General features: G+C 29.4%; 22 protein-coding genes and 1 tRNA gene. 15 read left to right on the forward strand and 8 right to left on the reverse strand.

The annotated features are described in order from the left end of the window. Positions 1 to 163: 163 nt before the first annotated feature. Together pepV and B3086_RS01350 are read left to right on the forward strand one after the other, a co-directional pair. On the forward strand, positions 164 to 1,567 hold the full coding sequence (gene pepV / locus B3086_RS01345) for a dipeptidase PepV (protein ID WP_346848822.1): 1,404 nt from the start codon (positions 164 to 166) through the stop codon (positions 1,565 to 1,567). Between the two features lie 332 nt (positions 1,568 to 1,899). Next, positions 1,900 to 2,355, forward strand: coding sequence for a YdeI/OmpD-associated family protein (locus tag B3086_RS01350; protein WP_346848823.1), 456 nt, complete (start codon positions 1,900 to 1,902; stop codon positions 2,353 to 2,355). Positions 2,356 to 2,619: 264 nt separating this feature from the next. Here B3086_RS01350 and B3086_RS01355 read toward each other — a convergent pair whose 3' ends face one another. Next, the gene (locus B3086_RS01355; RefSeq protein WP_346848872.1) at positions 2,620 to 2,991 is read right to left on the reverse strand and encodes a YmaF family protein; all 372 of its coding nucleotides are present in this window, start codon (positions 2,989 to 2,991) and stop codon (positions 2,620 to 2,622) included. Between the two features lie 363 nt (positions 2,992 to 3,354). On the opposite strand from B3086_RS01355, the gene B3086_RS01360 reads away from it, so the two are divergent. Continuing rightward, the gene (locus B3086_RS01360) at positions 3,355 to 4,596 is read left to right on the forward strand and encodes a hemolysin family protein (RefSeq protein WP_346848824.1); all 1,242 of its coding nucleotides are present in this window, start codon (positions 3,355 to 3,357) and stop codon (positions 4,594 to 4,596) included. Positions 4,597 to 4,686: 90 nt separating this feature from the next. Here the strand turns inward: B3086_RS01360 and B3086_RS01365 are convergent, their stop codons facing one another. After that, positions 4,687 to 5,367 (reverse strand): lysoplasmalogenase, encoded by a 681-nt coding sequence (locus B3086_RS01365; RefSeq protein WP_346892680.1) that lies wholly within the window; start codon positions 5,365 to 5,367, stop codon positions 4,687 to 4,689. Between the two features lie 435 nt (positions 5,368 to 5,802). Between B3086_RS01365 and B3086_RS01370 the strand changes: the two genes are divergently transcribed. Continuing rightward, positions 5,803 to 7,707, forward strand: a complete 1,905-nt coding sequence (locus tag B3086_RS01370) for an endonuclease MutS2 (RefSeq protein ID WP_346848873.1) — start codon at positions 5,803 to 5,805, stop codon at positions 7,705 to 7,707. Between the two features lie 71 nt (positions 7,708 to 7,778). Beyond that, on the forward strand, positions 7,779 to 8,960 hold the full coding sequence (locus B3086_RS01375) for a cyclopropane-fatty-acyl-phospholipid synthase family protein (RefSeq protein WP_346848826.1): 1,182 nt from the start codon (positions 7,779 to 7,781) through the stop codon (positions 8,958 to 8,960). A 95-nt stretch (positions 8,961 to 9,055) separates the two neighbouring features. Here the strand turns inward: B3086_RS01375 and B3086_RS01380 are convergent, their stop codons facing one another. Then, positions 9,056 to 9,499 (reverse strand): hypothetical protein, encoded by a 444-nt coding sequence (locus B3086_RS01380; protein ID WP_346848827.1) that lies wholly within the window; start codon positions 9,497 to 9,499, stop codon positions 9,056 to 9,058. A 141-nt stretch (positions 9,500 to 9,640) separates the two neighbouring features. Here B3086_RS01380 and ybaK point away from each other — a divergent pair, with 141 nt between their 5' ends. Beyond that, positions 9,641 to 10,117, forward strand: a complete 477-nt coding sequence (gene ybaK / locus B3086_RS01385) for a Cys-tRNA(Pro) deacylase (protein ID WP_346848828.1) — start codon at positions 9,641 to 9,643, stop codon at positions 10,115 to 10,117. 69 nt (positions 10,118 to 10,186) lie between these two features. Here ybaK and B3086_RS01390 read toward each other — a convergent pair whose 3' ends face one another. Continuing rightward, on the reverse strand, positions 10,187 to 10,840 hold the full coding sequence (locus tag B3086_RS01390; protein WP_346848829.1) for an HAD family phosphatase: 654 nt from the start codon (positions 10,838 to 10,840) through the stop codon (positions 10,187 to 10,189). A gap of 163 nt (positions 10,841 to 11,003) precedes the next feature. Between B3086_RS01390 and B3086_RS01395 the strand changes: the two genes are divergently transcribed. Beyond that, a complete protein-coding gene (locus B3086_RS01395) occupies positions 11,004 to 11,420 on the forward strand; it encodes a hypothetical protein (protein WP_346848830.1) in 417 nt (138 codons plus the stop codon). A 126-nt stretch (positions 11,421 to 11,546) separates the two neighbouring features. On the opposite strand, the gene B3086_RS01400 is transcribed toward B3086_RS01395, so the two are convergent. Further along, a tRNA-Pro gene (locus B3086_RS01400) sits at positions 11,547 to 11,622 on the reverse strand. 210 nt (positions 11,623 to 11,832) lie between these two features. Between B3086_RS01400 and B3086_RS01405 the strand changes: the two genes are divergently transcribed. Together B3086_RS01405 and B3086_RS01410 are read left to right on the forward strand one after the other, a co-directional pair. Then, positions 11,833 to 12,258: a hypothetical protein gene (locus B3086_RS01405; RefSeq protein WP_346848831.1), complete on the forward strand. Its 426-nt coding sequence runs from the start codon at positions 11,833 to 11,835 to the stop codon at positions 12,256 to 12,258. Positions 12,259 to 12,338: 80 nt separating this feature from the next. After that, positions 12,339 to 13,574, forward strand: coding sequence for a glycoside hydrolase family 10 protein (locus tag B3086_RS01410; protein WP_346848832.1), 1,236 nt, complete (start codon positions 12,339 to 12,341; stop codon positions 13,572 to 13,574). Between the two features lie 16 nt (positions 13,575 to 13,590). Here B3086_RS01410 and B3086_RS01415 read toward each other — a convergent pair whose 3' ends face one another. Together B3086_RS01415 and murC are read right to left on the reverse strand one after the other, a co-directional pair. Continuing rightward, a complete protein-coding gene (locus B3086_RS01415) occupies positions 13,591 to 14,517 on the reverse strand; it encodes a PhzF family phenazine biosynthesis protein (protein WP_346848833.1) in 927 nt (308 codons plus the stop codon). Positions 14,518 to 14,594: 77 nt separating this feature from the next. Further along, positions 14,595 to 15,971, reverse strand: coding sequence for a UDP-N-acetylmuramate--L-alanine ligase (gene murC, locus B3086_RS01420; RefSeq protein WP_346848834.1), 1,377 nt, complete (start codon positions 15,969 to 15,971; stop codon positions 14,595 to 14,597). A 434-nt stretch (positions 15,972 to 16,405) separates the two neighbouring features. On the opposite strand from murC, the gene B3086_RS01425 reads away from it, so the two are divergent. Continuing rightward, positions 16,406 to 16,549 (forward strand): hypothetical protein, encoded by a 144-nt coding sequence (locus B3086_RS01425; protein WP_156964321.1) that lies wholly within the window; start codon positions 16,406 to 16,408, stop codon positions 16,547 to 16,549. Between the two features lie 80 nt (positions 16,550 to 16,629). On the opposite strand, the gene hutG is transcribed toward B3086_RS01425, so the two are convergent. Then, positions 16,630 to 17,652 carry a formimidoylglutamase gene (gene hutG / locus B3086_RS01430; protein ID WP_346848835.1) on the reverse strand — a complete coding sequence of 341 codons (1,023 nt, stop codon included), beginning with the start codon at positions 17,650 to 17,652 and terminating at the stop codon, positions 16,630 to 16,632. 256 nt (positions 17,653 to 17,908) lie between these two features. Between hutG and B3086_RS01435 the strand changes: the two genes are divergently transcribed. The 5 genes from B3086_RS01435 (at position 17,909) to B3086_RS01455 (ending at position 22,228) form a co-directional block, all read left to right on the forward strand. After that, on the forward strand, positions 17,909 to 18,142 hold the full coding sequence (locus B3086_RS01435) for a hypothetical protein (RefSeq protein ID WP_346848836.1): 234 nt from the start codon (positions 17,909 to 17,911) through the stop codon (positions 18,140 to 18,142). 268 nt (positions 18,143 to 18,410) lie between these two features. Beyond that, entirely contained in the window at positions 18,411 to 19,241 is an 831-nt protein-coding gene (purR, locus tag B3086_RS01440; RefSeq protein WP_035132520.1) for a pur operon repressor, read from the forward strand. Between the two features lie 96 nt (positions 19,242 to 19,337). Further along, complete coding sequence (gene spoVG / locus B3086_RS01445; protein WP_035132518.1) at positions 19,338 to 19,622, forward strand: septation regulator SpoVG; 285 nt, start codon at positions 19,338 to 19,340, stop codon at positions 19,620 to 19,622. Between the two features lie 254 nt (positions 19,623 to 19,876). Next, the gene (glmU, locus tag B3086_RS01450) at positions 19,877 to 21,247 is read left to right on the forward strand and encodes a bifunctional UDP-N-acetylglucosamine diphosphorylase/glucosamine-1-phosphate N-acetyltransferase GlmU (protein WP_346848837.1); all 1,371 of its coding nucleotides are present in this window, start codon (positions 19,877 to 19,879) and stop codon (positions 21,245 to 21,247) included. A gap of 21 nt (positions 21,248 to 21,268) precedes the next feature. Beyond that, positions 21,269 to 22,228: a ribose-phosphate diphosphokinase gene (locus tag B3086_RS01455; protein WP_035132514.1), complete on the forward strand. Its 960-nt coding sequence runs from the start codon at positions 21,269 to 21,271 to the stop codon at positions 22,226 to 22,228. Positions 22,229 to 22,248 lie beyond the last annotated feature (20 nt).

Consider the following 22,248-nt stretch of genomic DNA (forward strand, 5'->3'; position numbering starts at 1 on the left):
CTTATTATATATATTATATTTTATATTTATAGGATATAGAATAAATATTAATAAATTTGTAAGAAACGAAAAGCGTAAATTAACTGTAACATCTATGGAAATAAAACAATTTTAGTATTAGAATGGAATTATAGTTAAATTTTAAAATAAAGGTGGGATTTGGATGTATAAAAATCAAATAGAAGAATATTTTCACAATCATAAGGATGAAATGTTAAATGACATATGTGATTTAATAAGAATAAGAAGTGATAGATCAGAGGCTAAAGAAGATATGCCTTTTGGAGAGGGCCCAGCAAAGGCTCTTAAGGCTGCTTTAGAGCTAGCAGAAGGTATGGGATTTAATACTACAAATTATGATAACTATGTAGGAGCTATTGATTTTAATGATAAAGAAAAGCAATTAGATATTTTAGCCCATCTAGATGTAGTACCGGTTAGTGATGATTGGACAGTTACAAAACCTTTTGAGCCAATAATGAAAGATGGTAAATTATATGGAAGAGGTTCAGCTGATGACAAGGGACCAGCATTAGCAGCTTTATATGCTTTAAAGGCTGTTAAAGATTTAAATATACCTTTAAGTAAAAATGTTCGTCTTATATTAGGAACAGATGAGGAATGTGGAAGTTCTGATATAGCATATTACTATAAAAAAGAGAAAGAAGCACCTATGACCTTTTCACCTGATGCAGACTTTCCTGTTATAAATATTGAAAAGGGAGGACTACATAGTCCCTTTGAAAGTAAGTTTGAAGAAGATAACAATTTACCAAGAGTAGTTTCTATGACAAGTGGAGTTAAGGTTAATGTAGTTCCAGACACTGCAATTGCAGTTGTGGAAGGCTTCTCAGAGGAAGAAATAAATAAATATTGTATAGATGCAGCAAAAAGCACAAATTTAAAATTCACCTTTGATAAAGACGGTGAAAGCTGGGTTATTAAGGCCAAGGGAGCAGGAGCACATGCGTCTACTCCTGAAAATGGAAATAATGCTCTTACAGGAATGTTACAGTTACTTACATCTATGCCATGCGCTAATAGTGAAGGATTTAAGAAGCTATGTGCTGTTAGTAAGTTATTTCCACATGGAGATTTCAAGGGGGAAGCTTGTGGTGTTAAGATGAGTGATGATTTATCTGGTGAATTAACTATAACTTTAAATATATTTAAATATACTACTTCAGAGTTAAGTGGAACCTTTGATTGTAGAGCGCCACTTTGTGCAACTAATGAAAATGTGCGTGATGTTTTAAGAGACAATATGGCAAAGGATAATATAATCTTATCTAGGGATGATATGTTCCCAGCTCATCATGTTGATGAAAACTCCGAGTTTATACAAACTCTTTTGAAATGTTATGAAGAATATAGTGGACAAAAGGGAGAATGTATAGCCATAGGAGGAGGTACCTATGTTCACCATATTAATAATGGAGTAGCTTTTGGATGTACAATGCCAGGTACTGATAATAATTTACATGGGGATGATGAGTTTGCAGTAGTAGATGAACTTCTACTTAGTGCTAAAATATTTACTCAAGTAATTATTGATCTATGTAAATAATATTTTAATTTAATAAGCCTAGTTAGGATAAGTAGAATAATAATTTCATTTATCTTAGCTAGGCTATTTTATAGTAGTTAAATAGGTAAGAAGAGTATTAAATATTATCCCTATTATAACATGGATTTAACCATGTTATAAAACAGCAAAATCCCAGAAACCCGCATGAATAAAACAACTAGTTAAATAGGCTTATATGTAAATAGTTTCCTATATGAATATTTGTATAGTTTCCTAAGTGAGATTTTATTATAATTAGTATATGATATTATGTTATAACATATCGAAGTTATAGTGAATATTTTATTTCATATATAAAGGAGAATAATATAATGGAGAAGTTTGAAGGACAACTTAAAGAAGCAATGGGAAAAGGTGGAGCATATATAGAGATACCTTTTAATGTAGAAGAAATTTTTGGAGCTAAGAGGGTTAAAGTTAAAGCTACTTTTGATGGGGTGCCATATAGGGGATCTATTGTTAAAATGGGAACAGAGTGCCACATAATAGGTGTAACTAAAGATATAAGAAAAAAGATAAATAAAGATATTGGAGATTATGTTAAAGTTACAGTTGAAAAGGATGAGGAAGAAAGAAAAATTAATCTTCCTGAAGATTTTAAAATAAGAATTGAAGAATCTAATGAAGTATATGATTTTTGGAATAGTTTATCTTACTCTAATCAGAAGAAATATGTGGATTATATAGATTCTGCTAAAAAGGAAGAAACACGAAAAAAACGAGTAGAGGATTCGATAAATAAGTTAATTAATAAAGAGAAGCTATAAATAAAGTCCCCAAATCCTATGTAGTACAAAGATTATTGATGAATAGTCTGTATAATAAAATCCCTGCAATACTATATTACAGGGATTTTAATAAGTTTTGGGTTGTATAAACTCTAGTTTCATTCCTTTAAAAGTACCTGGGGGGGACAAATTGTAAAAGGGAATCTTATGAAGCTAGAGTATGTATAGAGAATATTATTTAAACTACAACCTGGAATTTACTAGGTTGTAGTTATTCTATTTTAAGTTAAATAACTTTATATATTATCTTTTGTGGTTACAAAGAGTTGGTGATTCAATTAAAGTCGCAAACATATATTTATGAGTATGGTCATCTTCATCAGAAGTTCTTCCTTTTACAAAGTGAACATGTCTTCCATTGCCAACCGGAATAGCTGGTCCAGTTGTATCACAAATTTCATGAAAGTGATCATAGAAATCAGTATTTGTTTGAAGCTTATGGACGTGTGAGTTACGGTAAGGAATAGCTTCACCAGTTACCCCAGCAAATCGATGGTTATGAACTGAACAATCTTCAGAAGCTATTATTGTACTACCAGTATATTCATGAACATGGGTTTGCTCTTTGTGTCTACAAGAGTCATTAGAATTATTACTACAGTTATTGTGGTTCATATAGTTATCATTGGCATCATATTCATAATTAGAATAGTTAGGATAACATTCATAATTCTCATAGTCTTCATAAGCATCATTATAATTATTATAGTTACTATACATATTACTCATTTATTTCCCTCCAATGCCTTAGAGGCATACTACATATTATGATTATTCTAATATATTGGTGACACCTTTATTATGATTTTTAAAAATATATTTTATTAAAAGATATATTTTTCTTATAAAACCTTTTAGATAATATTTTAGAGTGAAATGTAGCATAATTAAGATATATATTTTATTTCATTACTACTTTTAAAGTTTTGTTTAATATCAATTGAAGTAGATATTAGTTAAGGGAGAGGAGGAGTAGGTTTGAGTTCAATAATATATATACAGATTATAGGATTAATAATATTAATAATACTATCTAGCTTTTTCTCTGCATCAGAAACTGCCTTAATGTCTATTAGCAAGATAAGGGTTAGACATATGGTAGAGGAAAACATAAAGGGATCTAATAGAGTTAAGGAATTAACTGATAATCCTAGTAGCTTATTAGCATCAATTTTAGTTGGGAATAATGTTGTGAATATAGCATCATCTTCTTTAGCAACGGTTTTAGCTATTAATCTTATTGGAAGTAGAGGTGTGGCTATAAGTACTATAATAATGACTATAGTAGTACTTATTTTTGGTGAGATTACCCCAAAAACTTTAGCTTCACAAAATTCTGAGCAAATATCACTAAGAGTTGCAAATCCAATATTTATTGTAAGTAAGATGCTTAAACCAGTAGTTATCATAACTACTACAATATCAAAGTTCTTTATAAAATTACTTGGAGGGAAAAGTGATAGTAATAAACCATTTATAACAGAAGATGAATTAAAAACTATGGTGGACGTTAGTGAAGAGGAAGGTATACTAAAGTCAGAGGAAAAGGATATGATTCATAATGTATTTCAATTTGGAGACCTTTATGCAAAGGATGTTATGGTTCAAAGGGTAGACATAATAGCTTTAGATATAGAGGAAAGTTTGGATAAGATTATTTCAGTTATAAAGGAAGAAGGGTTTTCAAGAATACCTATATATTCAAATACTATAGATAATATAGTGGGGATATTAAATGTTAAGGATATTATATTTATGGAAGATACTAAGGGATTTAGTTTGAAAAACTATATGAGGGAAATAACCTATACCTATGAGTTTAGAAAGGTTACAGAGCTATTTAAAGATATGAATAAAAATAGGCAGCATATGGTAGTAGTCCTTGATGAATATGGTGGAACCGTTGGAATTGTAACTATTGAAGATTTAATAGAGGAGATAGTTGGGGATATAAGTGATGAATATGATGATGAAGAACCAGAAATATATGTGGTAAAGGAAGATGAGTATATAGTTGAAGGAAGTGTTAGAATAGAGGATATAAATGAACTTATAGGAACAAAAATTGAGTCCGAGGAATTTGATTCCATAGGTGGATTTATAATAGGTGTGCTAGGAAGATTCCCTAATATAAGCGAAGAAATAATTTATAGTAATTATAGATTTATAATTGAAGATATAGATAGGAATAGGATAAAGAAAATTAGAATATATACATAGGTTGGAGCAAATAAAGAATAGATATTAATAAAACTATACTAATATCTATTTTTTATTTATAGAATTTATACTGCTTATGTTGTAAAGCTGTTATAGAGCTAAACTAAGAGCTATAAGACCTTGTCCTACATAGTAACATAACAAGTTCAATGCTGTCATGTAAGATGGTGATTTTTTATGAAAGTATATAAAACACAAAATTAAATCAGATAAAAAGAAGAGACATGCACCTATAATTATAAGTATAGTACTTAAAAAGTTTTCATGGATTAAGGGAGTTAATGATAATGCCCTTGTAACCATAAAACTAATTATAATTGAATAAGTAACAACTAGTTTATAGGCTCCCTTAAAATCAAAGCCTTTTATTAGATTTAAAAATAGAATAGAGATTATTGAAATTAGAATAAATAATAGAACATGCCAAATTAGCACAGGGGTAAGAGTAGCAAAGGCTAAAGAAAAGAATATATGAGCAATAGAAAAACTAATTAATCCATATACAAACATTTTGCTTACTTCATCATCTTTATTAGTATTAAAGGCAAGGGATACATCTCCAATTAAAGATGTTATTAATGCAAAAAGTATAAATATGAAGTATTGGGTATTGAAGTAAAGAATTTTATAGCTAGATACGCATATAGCAATAAATAATAGACTAGTAATAGTCTTAACTATAGGCATTTTATAGCCATGAGGATGATAATTAAAGTATATTAGAAATCCTAGTGATATTAGCATAAATATAAAAAATGTAAGTGATAACATACTTAACCCTCCTTCAATAAAATACAAGTAATAAAATTATTATAGCATATGTTACATATAAGTAAAACAATGGAAAAGAAAATATTTTATTAATGGATATATTTGATTTAAAAAATGTATTGATTTTTTATAAATAATGCTTTAACATTAAGTTACATAGATTTCGAAAATGAGAGAGAGGTATTTTTGTGAGTGTCTAGTATTTAAAATAGTAATTAAATATTAATCTTAAAAATTTGGGTAGTATATACCTTTATTTGTTGTGGGATTAATTAAAACTATTAAAGATACAAGTCCACGAAATTTACCTTAGGATAGCTATAGCTATCTCTGTTAATGGCAAGTTTAAAGCTGTGGGAGTATCCATGGCTTTTTTTATTTTGGAAATCTATGAAGGATTTCATGGACTTAATAATAAGTAAAGGAATCGTGAAAATGAATATTAGTACATTGGAAAAATTACATTATAATAAAATAAAAGAAATTATTAAATCTTATTGTGTAAGTGGATTAGGAAGAGAGTTACTAGATAAACTTCAACCTAGTAATAATATTAAGCAAGTGAAAAGAATGTTAGAGGAAACATCTGAAGGTAGAAACCTTATTGATGCTTCTTATCACATGCCATTAAAGGGAATATTTAATATTGCTCCTTTGATAGATAAGATTGAAAAAGGCTCAGTGCTTGAACCATCAGAGCTAACAACAATAGATAATTTTTTGCGTGGATGCAGAAAGGTTAAAATTTTTATAGAAGATAAAGAAGGATATGCGCCAACTTTAAGTGCTTATGGTAAAAGTATCACAGAATTAAAATATATTGAAGAGGAAATAGAGACTTCAATTAAAGGAAGCATAGTGGATTCTAATGCTAGTAAAGAACTTAAGAGAATTAGACGACATATAGAAAGTTGTGAAGAAAAGATAAAAGAAAGGTTAGATAAGTTTATAAGAAGTAGTGCCAATAAAGAATATATTCAAGAGTTTTTTATAAGTCAAAGGAATGGTAGATATACAATTCCTATAAAAGCTTCCTATAAGAATCAAGTTCAAGGATCTATTGTAGAAGTGTCTTCTAAAGGGACTACTGTATTTATAGAGCCAAGTTCTGTATCAAAGTATACTACGGAGTTAACTACACTAAAATCAGAAGAGGCCATGGAAGAGTATAGAATACTTGCAACATTAACTGATATGATATTTGAGAGGATTAAAGAGTTAAAGATAAATATAGAAGTCATTGCAGAATATGATATGATTATAGCAAAAGCAAAATATAGTAAAGATATAGATGGAATACAGCCAATTCTAAATAATCATGGATATATAAATATAATTAAGGGTAGATATCCATTAATTAAAAATGCCGTTCCGCTAGATTTTAATATAGGGGATGATTATAGAACCTTGATTATAACTGGACCTAATGCAGGGGGGAAGACAGTGGTGTTAAAGACAGTGGGACTTCTTACATTAGCTACGCAAAGTGGATTTCATATAGGTGCTGAATCAGGAAGCGAAATAGCCATATTTGAGAAAATATTTGTGGATATTGGAGACGATCAAAGTGTGGAAAACGCTTTAAGTACATTTTCATCTCATGTTAAGAATCTTAGTGGAATTTTAAAGGAGAGTAATAAAAATACCCTTCTTCTTTTGGATGAGATAGGAAGTGGTACAGAACCTAATGAAGGAGCAGCACTTGCTATTGCGATACTAGAGGAGTTTTATCATAAAGGATGCATTACCATAGCATCTACTCATTATGGAGAGATTAAGAACTTTTCTCAGAATCATCCTGATTTTGAAAATGCAGCCATGGAATTCCAAAGAGAGACCTTAGATCCACTATATAAGATTTCTATTGGGAAGAGTGGAAATAGTAATGCCCTTTATATTTCAAAAAAAATGGGTATAGCTGATAAAATAATAGATAGAACAAGAAAATATATTGAAACTAAAAGTTATAACTATGAATTGTTAAGAGATAGCAAGATTAATAGAAATAAAGAAGTTGATAATTATAGTGAAGAATCCTATAACTATGAAAAAGGTGATAGGGTTATTGTTCTAGATAAGAAGTTACCAGGGGTTGTATATAAAGAAAAAGATGAATTTAATAATATAATTGTATTTTTAGATGGTGATTTTATTGAAGTGAATTATAAGAGGTTAAAGCTAGAGGTTAGTGCTACAGAGTTATATCCTGAAGGTTATGACTTAAATCAGATTTTTATAGCTTATAAGGAAAGAAAGTTAGAACATGATATAGAAAGAGGTTCTAAAAAAGCACTTAAAAAAATTAGAAAGGAATCCCAAAAGGGAATTTGTGAACAATAAGTAACCTTTGTATTCTTATAGAAAATATTGTCCATAATATAAAAAGATTTTGTTAATTAGTGGAGGAAATTATGGCAATAGAAAAAAGTTTAATTGAAGGATTTTTAAAACAGTTTGATACAGTTCCTTTTTCGGTAAAATATAAGGACGAAGGGAAATTTATTATAGGTGAAGGTGAACCTAAGTTTAAGATAGTTATAAGAAAATTACCTAATAAAACTGATTTGCTAAAAAGTACTTCTCTCGCTTTAGGAGAAGCTTATATGAATGGAGATATAGATTTAATAGAAGGAGATCTATACTATGCTCTTGATACGCTATTAAGTAACATAGATAAGTTTACCTTAGATATAAAAGGTCTTAAAAAGCTACTGCATACTTCTACTTCTTTAAAGCATCAAAAGGAGGAGGTATGTTCTCATTATGATATAGGAAACGATTTTTATAAGTTATGGCTTGATAAAACCATGAGTTACTCTTGCGCTTACTTTAAAAATGATAATGATACATTAGAAGAAGCTCAGATGAATAAAATATATCATATACTTAATAAGCTTAATTTAAAGGAAGGTATGAGCTTATTAGATATTGGATGTGGTTGGGGGTATTTATTAGTAGAAGCTGCTAAAAAATATAAAATCCATGGCGTTGGTATAACCCTTAGTGAAGAACAATATAAGGGGTTTTCAGAGCTAATTGAGAAGGAAAACCTAAGGGAGTATCTACAAGTTAAGCTTTTAGACTATAGAAAATTAAAGGATTCAGGTATGACCTTTGATAGAGTAGTTAGTGTTGGTATGATTGAGCATGTTGGAAGAGAAAATTACAGTTTATTCTTTGATAATGTAAGTAAAGTATTAAATCCTAAAGGTGAGTTTTTATTACACTATATAAGTAGTATCCATGAATCTCAAGGAGACCCATGGATTAAAAAATACATCTTTCCAGGCGGTGTAATTCCTAGTATAAGAGAAATAATGGATACTGCTTGTGAGCATAAGTTTTGTACTATAGATGTAGAAAGTTTAAGACTTCATTACAAGAAAACATTGCTTTATTGGTATAAAAATTTTCAAGATAATATAGATGAAATTAAAAAATTGGTAGATGAAAGATTTATAAGAATGTGGGAAATATATTTATGTTCTTGTGCGGCTTCATTTAATAATGGAGTTGTAGATTTACATCAAATGCTATTTACTAAAGGAGCTAAAAACGATCTACCACCTACAAGAGAATATATGGATAAATAATTTTAAAGAATAAAACGGCCAAGTATATCCTGGTCGTTTTGTTTTTAAAAATTTTAATAATACTATGAATAATTTGATTTCTTTTAGAGAAAGATTTAATTTTTTATAATGTGAGTTTCTATAATTTGAAGTTCTTTAATCAATTCTTGTCTAACAAAACCCTTTGTATTTACTGTGTCAGAGGTTATAAGGCGTACTTCGTACCATAAGGTTTCTAAAGCTTCAACTCCATCAAGAATTGCTACCCTTGAGTTAGATGGGATGGAGCGGAGTATAGGACTATTACTGAGAGGTGAGATATAAAGAGAGCACCGTTTTATTGTTTCACCAGTATTAAATCTAATAGGTCTAGAGTAAACTTTTAAAGTTTCATTTGGCTTATTAATAGTGTTTAATTGAGATGTTAAACTATTATTTTGTTTTGTTAGAACTCTTACTTGAATATTTTGTTTGTTATATTTATCATTTAAAAGATAATATAAAATTCCTAATCCACCAGAGGTAAGAAGTAGGACATAAATGAAAAAAGTTTTTATCACGAATGTACCTCCATAAAAGAGTTTGGTAGTATAAATATATTCCTTTTATTTATGAAATAGACTTAGTAAAATTAATAAGTAATATTAATAAAACTAGTAAAAGTTTAGTGATATAATTCTATGTGAGGAGTTGATGAATAAATGGCTAATACTAAAACTAATGTGATGAGGATACTAGATAATAGTAATATAAATTATAATATATATACATATGAGGTTAAGGATAGTGCTGTAGATGGAATATCAGTAGCCAATAAACTTGGAGTAGCAGTAGAGAATGTATTTAAGACTCTTGTTACAAAAGGCCATAGTGGAGATTTTTATGTATTCGTAGTTCCTGTGGCAAAGGAACTGAATCTTAAGGCGGCGGCAAAGCGTGTAGGAGAAAAGTCAGTAGAAATGATAAAAGTTAGTGATATGCTTAAGATAACGGGATATATTAGAGGTGGATGCTCGCCTATAGGTATGAAGAAAAATTATAATACTGTAATTGATGATTCATCCCTGAATCTAGATAAAATCATTGTAAGTGGTGGTAAAATTGGATTTCAAGTAGAAATAGCACCAAGGGATTTAATTCAGCTGATAAATGCTGAAACCGGTCCTATTGTGAATTAAAATATACATAAAAGAAATAAAGGTTGTCCTAGAAGATAATTTAATTCTTACTAAGACTACCTTTAATTATTATATAGCTAAAGAAAAACTAACATAATCTAATATAAAATCATCAGCTAAAGCTTTCATGTCATTGTGCTGCTCTAGGGAATGTTCATCATATACGCCTATAACCTTCATACCAGCTTTTTTAGCACCTTGAATGGCTGGAAGTAAGTCTTCAAAAACCATGCACTTATCAGGAGAAACACCTAATTTATTTGCTGCTAGAAGATATACATCTGGAAAATCTTTTCCCCTTTTTACCTCATTAGTTAAGGCTATTGTATCAAAATATTCATATATTCCATTAGCTTTTAAGCAAGCTTCTAAAAGTAAAGTGTTATTGCTAGTAGCCAATGCAATTTTTATATTATTTTCTTTAAGTAGGTTAAAAAATTCTTTAACACCAGGCTTTAGTTTCACTTTATTACAGTAAGCTTCATAAGCCATGTCATTCCAATGCTCTTTAATTTCTTCTAAGGTATAAGGTAAATTAAAGGAATTCTTAAAGTAAATAGCTACTTCATTAAAGCTAAGATGAGCAATGTCATTATTTAATGATGGAGGCACATCTAAATTATGTTTAGCTAGGTATTCCGTATCGATTTTATTCCATACCCACATAGAATCAACTATAGTACCATCCATATCAAAAATTGCAGCGTCTATATTTTTAAACATATATTATCACCCCCGCATATTAACATAACAAATAAAACTTTTAATGTAAAGAGTAATGAATATAATGTGGAAACTACCTTTTACTACTAATAAAAAAGTAATAAGAAAGAATGTAATAAAATTAAAAACATATAATGTATTAGTAAAATAAAGGGGGGAAACTATGGATCTTTTAGGTAAGTTTTGGGGGGTTATTTCGGTTATATTTACTTTAGGAGCATTGTCAAGAGTAGTATCTTTAGGGTTTTATAATAAGTTTATTAAAGGTTTGTCAAAGAAAAAACATAGAGGCATAATAAATAAAACTATTAACATAAATAATGTTTTAGAAGAAAACCATGGGGTGTTTGGAGTGGGTGCATTTATTTCTTCAATAATTCATATGTTAATAATGAATTATAAGGAAAGTTTTTCTTTTTGGGGAATTGCAACCTTTGTGTGTGTTTTAATAATGGTAGCTACTGGAATTATAAATAAATTTATTTATAGAGATAAGAGGGGCCAAATAAGAAAGTTTCATACAACTATAATATTAATATATATTGTTTCTTTAGTAATGCATATAATTTTCACCAAATGATATATTATTAAAAAAAGACATTGTTCTTATAGCAGATTTAAGGTCTAGTTACAAAACACTATCTTCCTATAGTAAATAAAAACATATATAGTAAAATAAAAAGGAACATGACATTCATGTTCCTTTTGGTCGGGGTGACAGGGATTGAACCTGCGACCTCATGGTCCCAAACCACGCGCGCTCCCATCTGCGCCACACCCCGCCGACAAAAATTATTATATGATATATTTAATAGGTTGTCAACATATTTTATGCAAAAAGTTTTGCGATATTATATATTATTTTTAAAAGACCAATAAAAGGTATTATAAAATCAGTATATTGTAAATAATAAAAGATGTTACTGAATACAAAAAGTTTAATATATATTTACATAATATTATTGTCATTAAAAAAAGGAGGAGTACAAAAGATGAAGGAATATAGGTTTAGTGAGGCTTCTAAAAGATATATGAGAAAGCAATTGTCTAATAGTATACTTTTATCGAGTCTTTTACTCATAATTACAATAGGATTATTTATAAGGAACAATCTTTTTTATGGGAGATTTTTATTAGTGTTTTTTATAGTAGGATTAATAGTTACAGGTCTTGTTACTAAAAAAGTAAGAAGCATTGATGAGCTTAAATATATAAAAGTATATAAAGATAAATTTTGTATAAATAACAATATGAATGAAAAACCAAAAACTTTTTATTTTAGAGATGTAAATAAAGCAATGAGGGATAATAAAGGGATTATATTTTACGTGGGGAAAAGGGATTATAGAATATTATCTAGTTTTTTAGAGCAAAGTGAAGTTGATGAACTTTGGAAGAAGTTTTCCAGGTATAAATAGATATATTTACTATAATTAAATTCTATAGATTAGATTATGAGCATAGGTATATATTATTCTTAAATTAAGGGGGAGCATAAATGAATAAAATGAATCTTGCTACTTTAGGAGTAATTATATTAGTTATTTTGGGATTAGTGTGGATTATATGCTTTGATAATATTGATAATAGTAGCCATGAAATAATTAATAAAGAAAGAGAAATTATAAATTATGATGAGATAAAGGGAATTTGGTTATCTTATTTAGATTTATCAGCTATGCTTAAGGGGAAAAATGAAAATGAATTTAGAAAAAATATATCACAAGCAATAGATAATGTAGAATCTATGGGGTTGAATACTTTAATTGTACATGTAAGACCTTTTTCTGATGCCTTATATCAATCTAAATATTATCCATGGTCTATATATTGTTCGGGCATAGAAGGTAATGCTCCGGGATATGATCCTCTTCAAGTTATTATAGAGGAAGCTCATTTAAGAAATATAAGAGTAGAGGCTTGGATTAATCCCTATAGAGTTAGAAGTGATAGTGTTAAGTTGCCACTGTCTTTGGAGAATCCTGCTAGCAAATGGATAAAAGATGGTAGTGATAATATAATAAAATGTAATGGTGGAATATATTATAATCCTGCCAAAGAAGAAGTTAGGCAACTTATAGTGAATGGAGTAAAAGAAATAGTGGAGAACTATGAAGTTGATGGAATACATTTTGATGATTATTTTTATCCATCTAGTGATGTGTCTATAGATAGTAAAGCTTATGGCGAGTATACAAGTTCAGGAGGAGATTTAGATTTAGAGAGTTGGAGACGTGAAAATGTTAATATTCTCGTAAGGCAGGTTTATTCAATTGTTAAAGAGATAAGCCCAGAGGTAGTCTTTGGAATAAGTCCACAAGGCTCTATGGATAATAACTATAATAGCCAATTTATTGATGTGAAGAAGTGGATTCAAAACCCTGGATATATTGATTATATTTGTCCACAAATATATTATGGCTTTTTAAATGATAATAGCAATTTTCAACAAGTTATTGAAGAGTTTGATAGTCTTGTTGCTGAATCTACAGTAAATTTATATATAGGTTTATCTGTATATAAAGTTGGTAGTGAAGATACTTGGGCAGGTAATGGAAAGGATGAGTGGAGAAATAGTACAGATATATTAAAAAGACAGGTGGAAGCTTCAAGAAAGTTAAAGAAGTACAAAGGAATATTACTATTTAGGTATGACTCTTTGTTTAATCCATCATCAAATGTAAAAAGTCAGATACAACAGGAGAGATCAAATTTAAAATCTTTATTTAAGTAAAAAAAGAAAGGGGTGACTATTTATAAGTCACCTCTATAGTTTTTTCTATACTTCCTATGCCACCAACTTTTATTAAATAGTCATTATTAATAGCTTCACCCGTGCAGATGATTTCACTTGGATTATTCATGTAATAACCTTGTTCGCAACATATGGTTAGTTTATCTTTAAAATCAAGTATGTTATGTTTCATTATGTATGCACATAATGCGCCATTAGATGTGCCAGTAGCACTTTCTTCATCGATACCTACACTAGGACCGAAATTTCTAGTTGCAACAGTGCTTTTAGAATTTTCAGTTTCTAAAGAGAAGGCATGAAGACCTACTAAATTTAAGTTATCTGTGTATTCTTTTAGGCCTTGAAAATCTGGATTTATTCTTTTTAGAGCATTTAGAGATTTAACTGGGAACATTATATCTTTAAGCCCTGTAGAAATTATCATAGGTTTTAATGCATGACCTTGGATTCCAGCATCTTCTAAGGTTATTCCTAATATATCACAAAGTTCTTTTACATCATCAATATATGAATAGAACTTAGGATTAGTTTGAGTCATAAGCACATAGGCAATTTTTTCATTATCAAAATAAATTTCTATGTCTAAAATACCGGCAAGAGTTTTTTGTTTTAATTTTACTGGACTTGTACTTGGTTTGATAAAGCCTAATTTAGCTAAGGTATAGAAAGTGGCGATGGTAGCATGACCACATAAATCAACTTCTGTTGAAGGGGTAAAAAATCTAACCTCATAGTCATAATCGTCACATTTTGATTTTATCACAAAGGCAGTTTCGGAAAGTTTTACTTCTTTTGCGATAGCTGCCATGTCATTAGAGGATAAGTCATCACAATCAATAACTACACCAGCCTTGTTTCCACCCATATCATTGTGAGTAAAGGCATTAACTATGTACACAGTTTTATTAAAGTTTGATTTCATTTTGTCACCTCGTTTATATATTAAAAATATAGCTATCTTAATTAAAGGATAGCTATATTAATTGGTATAAGATAAAATTAATTAGCTAGATACATTTCACCAACAACATTTATATCTCCAGCACCTACGGTAATAATAAGATCACCATCTTTGGCCTTTGATTTTAAGTGATTAACTATTTCTTCAAAGCTATGATAGTTTATTGCATCAACTCCTGTAAGTCTTATAGCATCGCCTAACTTTACTGAGTTAACAATTCCAGTATCTTTTTCACGAGCAGCGTATATATCTGCTAATAATAAATGCTTTACTCCATTGAAGGTTCTTACAAAGTCATCAAAAAGAGTTATAGTTCGAGTGTAGGTATGAGGTTGAAATACCACATATAAATCTTTATGAGGATAATTTTTACAAGCACTAAGAGTAGCTTGAATTTCTGTTGGATGATGAGCATAGTCATCTATTACAGTAACACCATTTTTAGAACCCTTAAATTCAAATCTTCTATGAGTTCCTCCAAAATTAGATAATCCTTTAATTATAGATTCATTAGAAATGTTAAGAGCTAAGGATGTACATATAGCAGCTAAAGAGTTAAGCACATTATGTTCTCCAGGCACATTTAAGGCTATAGGAAATAACATATGGTCATTTTTATATAAATCATAAGAACCACAACCAAGAGAATTATAAGTTATATTTTTAGCTTTATACTCACCATTATTTATTCCGTAAGTCATTATAGTACATTTATGATTATTTAATATATCAGAAACGTTACTATCATCACTATTGCATACAAGGAAACCATCATCTGGTATGATATCTATAAATTTATTAAAAGTATCTTTTATGTGATTTATATCCTTATAAAAATCTAAATGGTCTGCATCTACATTTAATATAATTCCTATATAAGGATGAAATTTTAAGAAAGATCCTTTATACTCACAAGCTTCAGTAACAAAGTAATCACTATTTCCAGCAAGAACATTACCCTCTATAACATCTAATTCTCCACCTACTAATATGGTAGGATCCACTTGTTCTTCAATTACAATGTGGGCAAGCATTGAAGTTGTGGTTGTTTTGCCATGAGTACCAGCAACAGCTACATTATATTTATGGCCAAGCATAATTCTGCCTAAGAATTCAGCTCTATCCATCATAGGAAGGTTTAGTTCAATTGCCTTTTGAAACTCAGGATTATCATCACTGATAGCAGCAGTGTATACTACTAAATCTGAATCCTGTATGTTATCTGCACTGTGTCCTATATATATATATGCACCTTTATTTCTAAGTTTTTCAACCATATTTGAATTTTTCATATCTGAACCAGATACAGTATATCCGTTTTTAAGTAGAATCTCAGCAAGACCACTCATACTAATGCCACCAATACCAATAAAGTGAACTTTTTTATTTTTATCTTGTAAAAAATCAAAACTCATATAATAACAACTCCTATATAAAATATAATACTACATTCATGAATTTGTATATTAAAACATAGTTATAGATCAACCTAATAACCATTGTATGTGTATAAAAATAAATGAATACCTAATATAAATTATATACAAAAATCTATATAAAAAACACATATATTTTAGAAAGCTTCGTAAATTATATATCTATAGGAAAAATGAATGAAAATATCCAAAAAATTTAAAAGAAAATTCAGAAAAAGGCTTTTCGGATAGAAATAAATATGTTAAAATAAAAACAAAGTTAGAGATGGTTTTTAAGTATAATAACTAATTATATTTATTAAGTATCTAAGTGGAAATAATAGATGTTTTCTAAGTGTATGTATATTTAATATCAATTACAATAACTACTAGGCCATAAGGCTAGTAGAAATTTTCTGGAGGAGTGTGTTAAAATGTTAACAATTGGTCTGAGAGAATATGTAAATTGGCAACTGAATATTAATGGTGAAGAAGAGGATAAAATGCTCAATACTTGTGAAGAGAATGATATCATGGGTATGGAGTTTGAATATTTATTGTGGCAATTTAGCTTGTAAATTGCCAAATCTATTTTAAAGTCCCTATAATAATCGTGAAAAAGTCCTTAGTTTAGACTAAGGACTTTTTTATTATGTAATTATGTTAAAAAGTTGTGCTGTAAGTTTTGTAATTTGCAAAGAGTATTAACAATGGAGAAGATGATTACTCCAGCTAAGTTAGAAGTGATATTATCTTTATCAAATCTAGGTGCCACTTCACATATATCAAAGGTTATAACCCTATTTGACTTTAAAATATGTTTAAGTAGTTTTATAACTATTTCTGGGTTTAGACCTAAGGTTTGCGTAGAACTAACCCCTGGTGCAAAAGAGGCAGAAAATACATCTGAGCAAATAGTTACATATATATAATCTTGGTTTCTCATAAAGGTATTTAGCTCTCTTAAAAGTTGCCAACCATCACTATATAGGATGTCTTTCGCAAGGGTGTATTGAACACCTAGTTTTTTAGCGGTTTTAAATAGATCCACTGTATTGCTGTGCTGTTGTATCCCAATACAGAAATAGGAGAAATCCATGTTTTTATCATGACAAATATCAGAGATTTGTTTAAACATAGTTCCAGAACTTCCCTCGTTATTATATGGTCTAAGATCGAAGTGAGCATCAAAATTTATAATTCCGATTCGAGGTTTACAAGATATTTTATCCAGATGAGATAGAGCCCCATTATAGTTCCCAAAGGCTGTCTCATGTCCTCCTCCTAGAACTATAGGAAAAATATTCAGATCTAGTAACTTAGACACGCAGTCGCTTAAAAGCTTTTGCCCTTCAGCAAGAGAAATGTCCTCAACTATGATATCTCCGGCATCAAAAATTTTTACCGATTGATTAAAAGTACAAGGTAGATTTGAAAGCTCTTTTCTGATGGATATAGGACCATTCATGGCACCTATACGACCTTTATTTTTTTTTACACCTTCATGGCAACAAAAGCCTAAAAGTGCAAAATTTAGTCCATCAAGAGGCTCAAGATCATCTCTTCGAAGATCAAGAGGTGTTATCCATTGATGCCATCTAAAAGCATCAAAATTATCGTCACTGTCTATTCTTCCTTGCCATAAGTTTTCGTTCATAGGTTCATAGTTTTTAATAAACATAAAATCACCCCACAAGTAACTTCTTAGTAGTATTATACGTTTTCAGTATAAGTCAAAGGAGAGATATTATCAATGTTATATGTAAAATAGTAGTTATATTTTATTTGTTTTTGAATATACATATTTAAAGATAAAGAGATATGCAGTGAATTAAAAGGTATTGATAATAATTTTTAGTAATGAAATAAAATAATATTGACAATTGAACGTATGTTCGATATCATGTAAATATGAGAACAGATATGGGGGTTAAAGAATGGGAAACAAAGATTTATTCATTGAGTTAAAGTATAAGGCAGATGGGCAAGGACTTGAAGGTATAAATTTTTTAGAAGATGATAAAGAAATAGGTGGTCAGAAATACATGCTTTGTGGTGGAGTTTTAAATAAGAATGGAGGAAAACTTTTATTTAAAGCTAGAAATATACAAGAAGCTAATGAATTTACAAAAAGGAATCCTTTGACTTCGAAAATGGTGGCATGTAGTTGATAGATATTATAAAATAATATTGAAATTAAAGGCTATTTCAAAATGAAGATTTATTTAATCTTTATTTTGAAGTAGCTCTTTTTATTTACAATGAGGATATTTTTTTGCTAATTAATCTGTGATTAACATAAAAGATGAATTTATATTGTTTTAAATAGTATATTAAAGAAAATAAAAAAAGTAATTGTAATATAGTAATAAAACAGATAGAATAAAGGTGAATAATAAAGGCAAAAATAAAGATAAAATTCGGAAAGGTATAGTTTGTATGGAGAAAATTAAGCATAAATTTAATAGAAACCAAAGGGTTATTGGTATAACAAAAGTTTTAACAGAAAATCCTAATAAGGTTATAACTTTAAATTTATTTACAGAGAAATTCAATGCAGCAAAATCTACTATTAGTGAAGATATTGTTATAGTTAGAGAAGTAATAGAAGGTTTATCCATGGGAAAGATAGAAACAGTAGCAGGTGCTGCAGGTGGAATAAGATTTATAAATGAAAAATCAAATGAAGATAGAAAACAGTTTTTAGAAGATTTGTGTGAAGCACTAAGACAGCAATCTAGAGTTGTTCCGGGTAATTTTCTATATATAACAGATATAGCATATAATCCAAGTATTATTCAAAATTCAGCAATAATATTAGCTAGTAAATTTAAAGATATGAACGTGGATTATGTAGTTACAATAGAAACTAAAGGTATTCCATTAGGTTATGAGGTTGCAAAACAATTAGGAGTTCAGCTTGTTACAGTACGTCATGATACTAAGTATACAGAAGGTACTACAGTAAGCATAAATTATGCTTCTGGTTCAAGCAATAGACTTCAAACTATGACATTATCAACAAAGTCTATGAAGAGAAGTAGCAGATGTGTATTTGTAGATGACTTTATGAGAGGTGGAGGAACTGCAAAGGGAATTAAAGAGCTTTTAAGTGAATTTGATAGTGAATTATTAGGTAGTGGTTTTTTAATAGATAATGTAGAAGTTAAGGATAAGCTGGTAGATGATTATATTTCATTAGTAAATTTTTATGGTATTGGAGAAGATGGAATTGCGATTGTTAGTCCATCTAGTGAAAAAAACGAATAAGTTACAAAAAAATATGGAAAATGTTTCGACAAATAGAAGGATTTACAATGCATTAGTAGAATAATACATGAAAGCACATCTTGGAGGTGGAATTTCATGATAATTACAGACGTTAGAATTAGAAAAATTACCACAGAAGGAAAAATGAAAGCTATAGTATCTATAACTTTAGATAATGAATTCGTGGTTCATGACATCAAGATAATTGAGGGTCAAAGTGGTAATTTTATAGCTATGCCTAGTAGAAGAACTCCTGATGGAGAATTTAAGGATATAGCTCACCCAATTAATACAGAAACAAGAGAGAAAATTCAAAAATCTATACTTGACGAGTATGAAAAAGTAAAAAATGAAGAGCAAGTAGAAGATGAAATAGTCTAATTATAAAAAGGAGCGTAGCACTCCTTTTTATTTTGTGTATCGTTAATAGTATATCGTTAATATATATTTTCATGTAAAAAATATACTTTGGTTGAAAAAGTGTAACAGTTTCAATATAATAGTATAGAAGTAGTATATAAAAATAATAAATATGATAGATTAATATTGAAAATTTAATAAATATTAGTTTTAAATTATTATAGAATAATTTATCAGGAAAGACTAATTACATTTTAAATGAAGAGGTGTATGAATTGTATAAATGTGCTATAATCCTTGCTGCTGGCGAAGGTAAAAGAATGAAATCTAATACTCCTAAGGTTCTACACAAAGTTTGTGGAAAAGAAATGATAAACCATGTTATAGATAATATAAGAAAGTCCGGAGTAGAAGAAGTAAGTGTGGTTATTGGAAAAGGTGCTGATAAAGTTAGAAAAGGCACTGAAAGTAGAAATATTTTCTACTCAGTTCAAGAAGAACAATTAGGTACTGGGCATGCAGTAATGTGTGCAGAAGAATTTTTAAAAGGTAAAAAAGGTTCAGTATCTATATTTGTTGGAGATGGGCCTCTAATAACACAAGAAACAGTTACAAAGCTTACTAAATATCATGAAGAACAAAAATGTAGTGCTACAATATTGACATCTATAATGAGTGACCCTCTAAAGTATGGAAGAATAATTAGAAATTCTCAAGGAGAAGTAGAGAAAATTGTAGAGTTTAAGGATTGTAATGAAGAAGAAGTAAAAGTTAATGAAATTAACTCAGGGATGTATTGTTTTGATATAGACATATTATTAAATACCTTAGGTAAACTTAATAATAATAATAATCAAGGTGAGTACTATTTAACAGATGTAATAGAAATATTAAAAAATGAAGGTAAGAAAGTTGGAGCTATTGCTGTTGATGTAGAAGAAATTACAGCAGTAAATTCAAAGGTAGAGCTTTCTGTTGCTAATGATATAATGAGAAGTAGAATAAATAGAAACCATATGGATAATGGTGTTATAATTATGGACCCTAGAAGCACCTATATAGAATGTGATGTAATTATAGGTCAAGATACGGTTGTATATCCAGGGAATATCATAGAAGGAACTACGGTAGTTGGTGAAAATTGCGTATTATACTCAAATAACAGAATAACTAATAGTATAATTGGTGATGATGTAACTGTAGAAAATTCTGTAGTATTAAACAGTAAGATTGGAAATAATACTACAGTTGGACCTTTTGCGTATATAAGACCAGAAACAACTATAGGTGAAAATGCAAGGATAGGCGATTTTGTTGAAATTAAAAAATCATCAATAGGTGACGGAACTAAGGTATCTCACTTAACTTACATAGGAGATGCAGAAGTGGGAGAAAAATGTAATTTTGGGTGTGGAACTGTTGTAGTAAATTATGATGGAAAAGCAAAATATAAAACTACAATTGGAAACAATGTATTTATAGGATGTAATACTAACTTAGTATCACCAGTTGAGGTAGAAGATAATACTTATATTGCAGCTGGATCAACAATAACCGAGAAAATACCAGAGGGCTCCTTAGCTATAGCAAGAGCTAGGCAAATAAATAAAGAGAACTGGGTATATGATAAAAATAAAAACAAATAAAATTTTAGGAGGACTACATAAATGATAAGCCATGGAAGAAACATTAAAATCTTTGCAGGAAACTCATATCCAGAATTAGCTGCTGATATTGCAAACCGCTTAGGGCTTTCTGTTGGAGAAAGTCAAGTTACTACTTTTAGTGATGGTGAGATTGCGGTAAATATTGGAGAAACTGTTAGAGGACTGGACGTATTTGTTATACAGCCAACTAGTGCCCCAGTAAACAATAATTTAATGGAACTTTTAATTATGATTGATGCACTTAAGAGAGCATCAGCAGGAAGAATAACGGCGGTTATTCCTTACTATGGATATGCACGTCAAGACAGAAAGGCAAAGGCAAGAGATCCAATTACAGCAAAATTAGTTGCTGATTTAATTACAGCAGCAGGAGCAGATAGAGTTTTAACTATGGACTTACATGCAGCTCAAATACAAGGATATTTCAATATTCCAGTTGATAATTTAGTGGGTTCACCAATACTAAGTGATTACTTTATAGAAAAAGGATTTAAAGATTGTGATGATGTAGTTGTAGTTTCACCAGATCTTGGTAGTGTTACAAGAGCAAGAAAGTTTGCTGATAAACTAAACGCTCCAATAGCTATTATAGATAAGAGAAGACCAAAGGCTAATGTAGCTGAAGTTATGAATATAATCGGTGAAGTAAAAGGTAAAAAGGTTATACTAATAGATGATATGATAGACACAGCTGGAACTATTTGTAATGGTGCTAATGCTTTAGTTAAAATGGGTGCTACTGAAGTATATGCTTGTTGTTCACATGCTGTACTTTCTGGTCCAGCCATAGAAAGACTAGAAGCATCGGTGATAAAAGAGCTAGTTATGCTTGATAGTATTCATCTACCACAAGAAAAAATGCTTGATAAGATAAAAATATTATCTATAGCACCGTTATTTGCAGAAGCTATTAGAAGAATATATGAAGAAGTTTCTGTAAGCAAGCTTTTTGATGAATAATATTAAATATTATATGTATT

The sequence above is a fragment of the Clostridium sp. UBA871 genome, from assembly GCF_002295255.1.
GTDB lineage: Bacteria > Bacillota > Clostridia > Clostridiales > Clostridiaceae > Clostridium_J > Clostridium_J sulfidigenes.

Excerpts from the sequence above, each read along its gene's own strand:
- B3086_RS01375 (WP_346848826.1), top strand. The coding sequence starts at position 7,779 with ATGGCAATAGAAAAAAGTTTAATTGAAGGATTTTTAAAACAGTTTGAT.
- B3086_RS01415 (WP_346848833.1), bottom strand. The coding sequence starts at position 14,517 with ATGAAATCAAACTTTAATAAAACTGTGTACATAGTTAATGCCTTTACT.
- pepV (WP_346848822.1), top strand. The coding sequence starts at position 164 with ATGTATAAAAATCAAATAGAAGAATATTTTCACAATCATAAGGATGAA.
- murC (WP_346848834.1), bottom strand. The coding sequence starts at position 15,971 with ATGAGTTTTGATTTTTTACAAGATAAAAATAAAAAAGTTCACTTTATT.
- B3086_RS01410 (WP_346848832.1), top strand. The coding sequence starts at position 12,339 with ATGAATAAAATGAATCTTGCTACTTTAGGAGTAATTATATTAGTTATT.
- B3086_RS01370 (WP_346848873.1), top strand. The coding sequence starts at position 5,803 with ATGAATATTAGTACATTGGAAAAATTACATTATAATAAAATAAAAGAA.
- B3086_RS01425 (WP_156964321.1), top strand. The coding sequence starts at position 16,406 with ATGTTAACAATTGGTCTGAGAGAATATGTAAATTGGCAACTGAATATT.
- B3086_RS01390 (WP_346848829.1), bottom strand. The coding sequence starts at position 10,840 with ATGTTTAAAAATATAGACGCTGCAATTTTTGATATGGATGGTACTATA.
- B3086_RS01395 (WP_346848830.1), top strand. The coding sequence starts at position 11,004 with ATGGATCTTTTAGGTAAGTTTTGGGGGGTTATTTCGGTTATATTTACT.
- B3086_RS01350 (WP_346848823.1), top strand. The coding sequence starts at position 1,900 with ATGGAGAAGTTTGAAGGACAACTTAAAGAAGCAATGGGAAAAGGTGGA.
- B3086_RS01455 (WP_035132514.1), top strand. The coding sequence starts at position 21,269 with ATGATAAGCCATGGAAGAAACATTAAAATCTTTGCAGGAAACTCATAT.
- B3086_RS01405 (WP_346848831.1), top strand. The coding sequence starts at position 11,833 with ATGAAGGAATATAGGTTTAGTGAGGCTTCTAAAAGATATATGAGAAAG.
- hutG (WP_346848835.1), bottom strand. The coding sequence starts at position 17,652 with ATGTTTATTAAAAACTATGAACCTATGAACGAAAACTTATGGCAAGGA.
- ybaK (WP_346848828.1), top strand. The coding sequence starts at position 9,641 with ATGGCTAATACTAAAACTAATGTGATGAGGATACTAGATAATAGTAAT.
- B3086_RS01355 (WP_346848872.1), bottom strand. The coding sequence starts at position 2,991 with ATGAACCACAATAACTGTAGTAATAATTCTAATGACTCTTGTAGACAC.
- B3086_RS01365 (WP_346892680.1), bottom strand. The coding sequence starts at position 5,367 with ATGTTATCACTTACATTTTTTATATTTATGCTAATATCACTAGGATTT.
- spoVG (WP_035132518.1), top strand. The coding sequence starts at position 19,338 with ATGATAATTACAGACGTTAGAATTAGAAAAATTACCACAGAAGGAAAA.
- B3086_RS01435 (WP_346848836.1), top strand. The coding sequence starts at position 17,909 with ATGGGAAACAAAGATTTATTCATTGAGTTAAAGTATAAGGCAGATGGG.
- purR (WP_035132520.1), top strand. The coding sequence starts at position 18,411 with ATGGAGAAAATTAAGCATAAATTTAATAGAAACCAAAGGGTTATTGGT.